Source organism: Rhodovibrio sodomensis, assembly GCF_016583645.1.
Classification (GTDB): domain Bacteria; phylum Pseudomonadota; class Alphaproteobacteria; order Kiloniellales; family Rhodovibrionaceae; genus Rhodovibrio; species Rhodovibrio sodomensis.
Map to the genome: position 1 here is coordinate 20135 of NZ_NRRL01000057.1, position 7718 is coordinate 27852.

A 7718-nucleotide genomic window follows, 5' to 3' on the forward strand; every position below is an offset into this window, starting at 1 on the left:
TGGGGAGGCGAGACCAGGTGGCGGAAGCAGGGACCGACCGGGCTGCGCGCGGCGAGGCGGTGCTGGCGTGCGACAACGTCAGCCGCTCGTTCGGCGGGCTGCAGGCGCTCAAGAACGTGTCGATCGAGATCGGCCCGGGCGAGATCTACGGCCTGGTCGGCCCGAACGGCTCGGGCAAGACCACGCTGGTGAACGCGGTCACCGGCTTCTACCCGCCGAATTCCGGAACCATCCGCTTCGAAGACCGGCAGATCGCCGGGGTCAAGCCGCACAAGGTGGCGTCCCTGGGGATCGCGCGGACCTTCCAGAACGTCGCCCTGTTCAAGGGCATGAGCGCGCTCGACAACATCCTGATGGGCCGGCACGTGCACATGAAGCCGCGCGCGCTCGCCTCGCTGTTCTACTGGGTCTGGGCGGAGAAGGACGAGGTCGCCAACCGCCGGCAGGTCGAGGAGATCGTCGACCTGCTGCAGCTGGAAAGCGTGCGCCACGAACCGGTGGAGATGATCCCGCTCGGCATGCAGAAGCGGGTCGAGCTGGCCCGCGCGCTCGCCGCCGAGCCGCGCCTCTTGATCCTGGACGAGCCGATGGCCGGGATGAACCAGGAGGAGAAGGAGTACATGGTGCGCTTCATCCTGGACGCCCGGGAAGCGCTCAACCTCTCGATCCTGCTGATCGAACACCACCTCGACGTGGTCACGGCGATCTGCCAGCGGGTGGCGGTGCTGAACAACGGCGAGAAGATTGCCGAGGACGCCGCCAAGAATGCCATGAGCCACCCCGAAGTGGTCGCGGCCTATATCGGCAAGGTCGCCACCCCGAATTCGGCGGATGCCGCCCATGTCGGCTGAGCGACAGGCCGCCGCCGACGCCGGCGGCGCAGCGCCCGAGGCCCGGCATGCGAACTGGCAGGCCGACGACACCCTGCTCAACCATCTTGCGCGCAACGCCCGCGAGGTGCCCGACCGGGTGGCCCTGCGCGAGCGCGACCACGGCATCTGGCAGGAATACACCTGGGCCGAGTATCTGGACCGCGTGCTCGCCGTCGCCGCCGGCTTGGAGCAGTACGGCCTGAAGCCGGAAGACACCGTGCTGGTCGTCGGCGACAACCGGCCGGCGCTGTATTTCGCCATGCTGAGCGCGGTCGCCCTGCGCGCGGTCCCCTCGCCCGCCTATCCGGACGCCACGCCGCAGGAGATCGGCGAGCAGATGAAGCGCGAGGGTATCCGCTTCGCGCTGGCCGAGGATCAGGAACAGGTCGATAAGCTGCTGGAGATCCGCGCGGGCTATCCGGAACTGGAGCTGATCGTCTACGACGATCCGCGCGGCCTGAAGGGCAAGGAGCCCGCCGGGGTGGTCGGCTTCGAGACGATCGCCGCGGCCGGGCGCACGCGCCTGCAGGCCGAACCCAAGCTGCGCGACGACCTGCTCGGGCGGTCCAGCGTGCACGACGTCGCCGTCCTGCTGCACTCCTCCGGCACCACCGGCGCGCCCAAGGGCATTCCGATCAAGCACGGCCACATCCTGTTCGCCGTGCGCAACGCCGCGCAGGCGGAATACTTCCGCGAGGGCGAGGTGCACATGGCCTACCTGCCGATGGCGTGGGTGGGCGACTTCACCTTCTCGGTCGGCGCCGCGATCCTGCTGCGCTTCTCGGTCAACATCCCGGAAACGCAGGAGACCGCGCTCAACGATCTGCGCGAGATCGCGCCCACGCTATACTTCTCCTCGCCCCGGGCGTGGTCGAACATGCTGACCCGGATCCAGGTGGGGATCGACGAGAGCACGCCGTTCAAGCGCTGGCTGTACAACCGCTTCATGCCGTTCGCGGTGGAGCTGGAGCGCCGACGGCTGCAGGGCCGCGCGCCGGGCGCGGGCGAGCGGCTGTGGCGGGCGCTCGGCGAGTTCCTGGTCTACGGCCCGATCAAGGACCAGCTGGGCCTGCGCCGGGTCGGCCGCCCGTACACCGCGGGCGAGGCGATCGGCGAGGAGGTGTTCCTGTTCTTCCGCGCGCTCGGTCTCGACCTGCGGCAGTTCTACGGCCAGACCGAGAACTGCGCGCTCGCCGCCGCGCAGGGGCCGGGCTCGGTCAAGCTGCACACGGTGGGCAAGCCGTTCCCGGGCGTCGAAGTCCGGCTCAGCGACAACGGCGAGGTCCTGGTCAAGGGCGACAACGTGTTCGACGGCTATTTCCAGCGCCCGGACGCGACCGCCGAGACGCTGGTCGACGGCTGGCTGCACACCGGCGATGCCGGCTATCTGGAGGACGACGGCCAGCTGGTCGTCCTGGGCCGCGTGTCGGAGGTCGTCTACACCGCCGCCGGCGAGCGGTTCATTCCGACCTTCATCGAGAACCGGATCAAGTTCTCCCATTTCATCCGGGACATCTGCATCCTGGGCGAGGGCCGCGCGCACCTGGCCGCGATCGTCTGCGTCGACATCGACGCGGTCGGCCACTGGGCGGAGGAACAGGGCGTGCCCTACACCTCCTACGCCGATCTGTCGCAGCAGGACGCCGTCTACGACCTGGTCGAGGGGGTGCTGCGGCGGACCAACGAAACCCTGCCGGAAGGCCTGCAGATCCGCCGGTTCATCAACCTGCACAAGCCGTTCGACCCGGACGACGGCGAGGTCACGCGCACCCGCAAGCTGCGCCGCAACGTGATCGACGACCACTACCGCCCGATCATCGACGCGCTCTACAGCGCCGACGACCAGATCGAATACAAGGCGACCTTCACCTACGAGACCGGCGAAACCGGCGAACTGACCCGGCAGCTGCACCTACGCGACGTCACGCCGGGCCAAGCCGCCCAAACCGCGCATGCCAACCGCGCCGAGACGCACCGGGCCGCGCAATGACCTACTTCTTCGAACTGCTGATCAACGGCGCGCTGACCGGCCTGATGTACGCCCTGGCCGCGCTCGGCATCGTGCTGATCTACAAGTCCGCGGGCGTGCCCAACCTGGCCCATGGCGCGATGATCATGCTGAGCGCCTACTTCATCTACATCTTCGCCAGCTTGGTCGGGCTGTCGCTGTGGCTGGCGATCCCGATCGCCGCGGTCTTGATGTTCGTGTTCGGTCTGGTCGCCGAACGCTTCCTGCTGCGACGGATGGTGGGCCAGCCGATCATCATGATCGTCATGCTCACGCTCGGGCTGGAGATCCTGCTGCGCGGCGTCGCGCCGGGCTTCCTGGGCGCCGCGCCGAAGTCGCTCGACCTCGGCATCGGGCTGGCGCCGATGATCGTCGAGGGGGTGTTCATCAACCGCGCCTACCTGTACGGCGCCGCCGTCGCGATCGCGATGATCGCGGTCTCGCTGCTGTTCTTCCAGACCCGCCTGGGGACCAAGCTGCGCGCGGTCTCCGACGACCACGTCTCGAGCTGGTCCGTGGGCATTTCGGTGGAGCGCGCGATCGGCATCTCCTGGGGGCTGGCCGGCGTCTCGGCGGTCGCCGCCGGCGCGCTCTGGGGCTCCGTCCAGGGCGTCGACTGGACGCTGTCGACCCTGCTGTTCCCGGCGATCGCCGTGGTCATCCTGGGCGGCCTGGACAGCATCTGGGGCGTGCTGGTCGGCGGCCTGCTGGTCGGCATCCTGGGCAGCGTCGTCCCGGGCTACCTGGATCCCCTGGTCGGCGGCGGCACGCGCGACGTCGTCACCTCTCTGATCATCCTGGTGACCATCCTGGTCCGCCCGTACGGCATCTTCGGCCGTGAGGATATCGAAAGGGTCTAGCTGGATGTTCTACCGCCTGGCCGGCGTCTACCACACCACCTACGCGGGCGAGCGCAAGCTGTGGCCGGTTCCGGCCGACCGCTGGCAGGCGCTGGGCGTGCTCGCGCTGGGCCTCCTGGCGCCGCTGCTGGTGGGCGACCTGTACCTGTCCAGCTACCTGCTGCCCTGGCTTGTCTGGACCGCCGCGGCGCTGTCCCTGACCCTGCTGATGGGGGTCGCCGGGCAGCTGCACTTCGGCTTCGCCGCGGTGATGGCGATCGGCGCCTACACCGCGATCCACCTGACCCGCTTCGGCGTGCCGTTCGAGATCGCGCTGTTGGGCGCCGGGCTGATGGCGGCCGCGATCGGCTCGCTGTTCGGCGCGGCCGCGCTGCGGGTGAAGGGCCTGTATCTGGTGATGGCCACGCTAGCCATGCAGTACCTGGTGGACTGGACGATCATCAACGTCCCCGCGATCTCCGGCGGCGCGCAGGCGACCCTGCAGGCCCCCGAGGTCAGCTTCCTAGGCGCGCCGATGACCAACGACACGGTGCAATACTACGGCGCGCTCCTGTGGGCGGCGTTCCTGACGGTGTTCATCATGAACATCAAGCGCAGCGCCTTCGGCCGCGCGCTGGTCGCGGTGCGCGACAAGGACTTCGCCGCCGCGGTGATCGGGGTCAACGTGTTCCGGTACAAGCTGCTCGCCTTCTTCACCTCCTCGTTCCTGGGCGGCGTCTCCGGCGCGGTGCTGGCGTTCTGCTACTACGAGGCGGTCACGCCCGAGCAGTTCAGCTTCGACGTCTCGATCCAGTTCGTCGCCATGGTGCTGGTGGGCGGCCTGGGCAGCGTGATCGGCGCCTATCTGGGCGCGGCCTTCGTGCTGCTGCTGCCGATCGTGCTCACCAACCTGGTCGCCGGGCTGGCCGACAGCGGGCTGCTGACCATCTCGCAGAACCTGCAGTCGCACATCCCGCTGATGGCCTATGGCGCCCTGATCATCGCCTTCCTGCTGTTCGAGCCGCTCGGACTGGCGAAGATCTACGACAACCTGCGCAACTATTTCCGGGTCTGGCCGTTCCAGCACACCCGGAACTGAGGCCGCGGCCGGCCAACCGCAAGACGGCCCGCCCGGCCAATCAAGAAGAGGCTCAACGTCGAAACGGGAGGTAACCCCATGATCAATCGCAGAGGCGTTCTGCGCTCCGCCACGGCCGCGATCGCGGCGGCGGCGTTCGCAGTTTCCGGCTTCGCCGGCCAGGCGCTGGCGCAGGACAAGCAGCCGATCACCTTTGCCCTGCTGCAGGACTTCACCGGCGTCTACACGTTCGTCTCGAACGAGTACAACCAGGGCCAGCAGGACTACATCAAGATGGTCAACGCCACCGGCGGCGTGAAGGGCCATCCGATCGAGCTGATCGTGCGCGACACCGGCAACGAGCCGCAGCGCGGCATCGAGGCGTACAACCGTGCGGTCGAAGAGGGCGCCGTGCTGGTCGACTTCCTGTCGACCCCGGTCAGCCGGGCGATGGTCCCGCGCGTGCTGGAGGACGAGGTGGTGATGATCACCGCTCTGCACGGCCGCGGCGACGCCAGCGACGGCCAGACCTTCCCCTACGTCTTCCCGATGATGGCGACCTACTGGTCGCAGGCGAGCGTGCTGGCGAAATACATCGAGGAGCACATGGGCGGCCTTGAGGGCAAGAAGATCGCCCACGTCTTCATCGACAGCCCGTTCGGCCGCGAGCCGCTGCCGATCCTGCGCGAGCTCGCCGAGCGCAAGGGCTTCGAGGTCAAGGCCTTCCCCTACCCGAGCCCGGGGAACGAGCAGTCCGCGACCTGGTCGGACGTGCGCCGCTGGGGCCCCGATCACGTCACCATCTGGGGTGCGGGCGGCGGTCAGCCGGTATCGATCCGCACCGCGATCCGCAACGGCATCTCGCCAAAGGACATCCTGTCGGTGGTCTGGCTGGCCCGGACCGACATGAGGCAGGTCGGCTTCGAGGCCGCCAAGGGCGTCAAGCGCTTCGCCGCCACCGCGACCGGCCGCGACACGCCGGTGATCCAGAAGATCATGGAAACCGTGATCGAGAAGGGCAACGGCACCGGCGACATGGAGAACGTCGGCAACGTCTACTACAACATCGGCGTCGCGACGATGGCGGCGTCCGTGCAGGCGGCGGAGCATGCCATCGAGAACTACGGCGCGCCGGTCACTGGGCCCAAGCTCAAGAAGGGTTTCGAGGACATCGAGAACTTCAACGCCCAGGGCCTGATGCCGCCGATCACGATTACCGAGAAGGACCACCAGGGCGGCGGCTACGGCCGCGTGTCGATGTGGACCGGCGACGGCTGGGAGCCGCAGACCGACTGGATCACCGCCTACCAGGATATCGTCTGGGAGGAGATCGAGGAGAACGCCAAGCAGTTCGAGCAGGGCAACTGACCGCCATGCCCTTGCTCGCGCTCAACAATGTCGAGGTGGTCTACGACAAGGTCTTCCTCGCCATCAAGGGCGTCTCGCTGGCGGTCGAGGAGGGCGACATGGTCGCCCTCCTCGGCGCCAACGGTGCCGGCAAGTCCACGACGCTGAAAACGGTGAGCGGCCTGCTCGGCCCCGAACGCGGCGCGGTGACGCGCGGCGAGGTCAGCTTCGACGGCCGCGACGTGCTGCCGATGTCGGCCGCCAAGCGCGTGGAGAGCGGGATCGTCCACGTCCTGGAAGGCCGGCGGATCTTCGAGCACCTGACCCCGGACGAGAACCTGACCGCGGCGTTCCCGCTGCAGGGCAGCCGGGCCCAGCTGCAGGAGCTCAAGGCCCAGGTCTACGATTACTTCCCGCGCCTCCACGAACGCCGGAAGAGCCAGGCCGGCTACCTCTCGGGCGGCGAGCAGCAGATGCTGGCGATCGCCCGGGCGCTGATGACCCGGCCGCGGCTGATCATGCTGGACGAGCCGTCGCTCGGCCTGGCCCCGCTGCTGGTCCAGGAAATCTTCGAGATCATCACCCGGATCAACCGGGAGGAGAAGGTGAGCGTGCTGCTGGTCGAGCAGAACGCCGCCGCCGCGCTGGAGACGGTGCGCCACGCCTACCTGCTCGAAAACGGCCACGTCGTGATGTCCGGCGACGCCGCCACCCTGAAGCAGAACCCGGACATCCAGGAGTTCTACCTCGGCGGCCACGGCCAGGTGGACTACCACAACGTCAAGCACTACCGCCGGCGCAAGCGCTGGCTGGCCTGATCCCAGCGACGGACACGTCCGAGATGATCCGGCATATCGTCTTTTTCACCGTGCCCACGGACCGGCTTCAGGCCGCGGAGGCCGGCCTGAAGCCGCTGGAGGGGATCGCCCACGCCGACGTGTTGGAGGTCCGGCGCAACCTGCGCAGCGACGCCCACTCCGGCGAAGTCGACCTGGTCGTCTACGGCGAATTCGCCGACGAAGCGGCGCTGGCGCGCTACAAGGCGGACCCGCTGTACGCCGAGGCGACCGAGACGGTGAGGCCCCTGCGGCAATTGCGCGTGGCCGCGGACATCGAGTCTTGAATCGAGTTTCGTCGACCTCCGCCCGGCAAGTCCCGGTTAGGGCAAGATGCTGAAAGGCAGAGACACCTTTCAGCTGAATCTTGCCCTTTCTTCAAAAAGTTAGAGCAAAATCGACGAAGGTCGGGTCGACCTTCGTCGATTTTGCTCTAGCCGGAACTTTTTACTTCGTTTTCCGGCTAAGTTTCTGAATGTGAACAACGAATCCGGCTGTCGGCGGCTCCGTGTACCCATGTAAATGGCGGGCCTTCATTCTTGACATCGTGCTCTAGGTACGATTCGCATAAGCCATGTACATCGAGTCGGTCCCCAATCGCCAGTCGCCGCCCGCCGTTCTGCTGCGGGAAAGCCGCCGCGAGGGCGGCAAGATCAAAAAGCGCACCGTGGCCAATCTGAGCGATTGGCCGACGGACCTGGTCGAGGGCCTGCGCACCCTGCTCAAAGGTGGCGTCGC

At 67.6% G+C, this 7718-nt stretch carries 8 protein-coding genes; all 8 read left to right on the plus strand.

The window, feature by feature from the left end; translation table 11 throughout:
* Positions 1–17: 17 nt before the first annotated feature.
* Positions 18–851 carry an ATP-binding cassette domain-containing protein gene (locus CKO28_RS17125; RefSeq protein ID WP_200342029.1) on the plus strand — a complete coding sequence of 278 codons (834 nt, stop codon included), beginning with the start codon at positions 18–20 and terminating at the stop codon, positions 849–851.
* A complete protein-coding gene (locus CKO28_RS17130) occupies positions 841–2862 on the plus strand; it encodes an AMP-dependent synthetase/ligase (RefSeq protein ID WP_200342030.1) in 2022 nt (673 codons plus the stop codon). Before CKO28_RS17125 ends, CKO28_RS17130 begins: the two co-directional genes overlap by 11 nt.
* Positions 2859–3740, plus strand: coding sequence for a branched-chain amino acid ABC transporter permease (locus tag CKO28_RS17135; protein WP_200342031.1), 882 nt, complete (start codon positions 2859–2861; stop codon positions 3738–3740). The genes CKO28_RS17130 and CKO28_RS17135 overlap by 4 nt, the downstream gene beginning before the upstream one ends.
* Before the next feature lie 4 nt (positions 3741–3744).
* Positions 3745–4818, plus strand: coding sequence for a branched-chain amino acid ABC transporter permease (locus CKO28_RS17140; protein ID WP_200342032.1), 1074 nt, complete (start codon positions 3745–3747; stop codon positions 4816–4818).
* A gap of 78 nt (positions 4819–4896) precedes the next feature.
* Positions 4897–6165, plus strand: a complete 1269-nt coding sequence (locus CKO28_RS17145) for an ABC transporter substrate-binding protein (RefSeq protein WP_200342033.1) — start codon at positions 4897–4899, stop codon at positions 6163–6165.
* A 5-nt stretch (positions 6166–6170) separates the two neighbouring features.
* A complete protein-coding gene (locus CKO28_RS17150) occupies positions 6171–6962 on the plus strand; it encodes an ABC transporter ATP-binding protein (RefSeq protein WP_200342034.1) in 792 nt (263 codons plus the stop codon).
* A 23-nt stretch (positions 6963–6985) separates the two neighbouring features.
* Positions 6986–7267, plus strand: a complete 282-nt coding sequence (locus CKO28_RS17155) for a Dabb family protein (protein WP_200342035.1) — start codon at positions 6986–6988, stop codon at positions 7265–7267.
* A gap of 287 nt (positions 7268–7554) precedes the next feature.
* The coding region (locus CKO28_RS29725) for an IS1634 family transposase N-terminal domain-related protein (protein WP_200342036.1) at positions 7555–7718 on the plus strand (164 nt) is incomplete at its 3' end.

Excerpts from the sequence above, each read along its gene's own strand:
- CKO28_RS17130 (WP_200342030.1), top strand. The coding sequence starts at position 841 with ATGTCGGCTGAGCGACAGGCCGCCGCCGACGCCGGCGGCGCAGCGCCC.
- CKO28_RS17135 (WP_200342031.1), top strand. The coding sequence starts at position 2,859 with ATGACCTACTTCTTCGAACTGCTGATCAACGGCGCGCTGACCGGCCTG.
- CKO28_RS17140 (WP_200342032.1), top strand. The coding sequence starts at position 3,745 with ATGTTCTACCGCCTGGCCGGCGTCTACCACACCACCTACGCGGGCGAG.
- CKO28_RS17145 (WP_200342033.1), top strand. The coding sequence starts at position 4,897 with ATGATCAATCGCAGAGGCGTTCTGCGCTCCGCCACGGCCGCGATCGCG.
- CKO28_RS17150 (WP_200342034.1), top strand. The coding sequence starts at position 6,171 with ATGCCCTTGCTCGCGCTCAACAATGTCGAGGTGGTCTACGACAAGGTC.
- CKO28_RS17155 (WP_200342035.1), top strand. The coding sequence starts at position 6,986 with ATGATCCGGCATATCGTCTTTTTCACCGTGCCCACGGACCGGCTTCAG.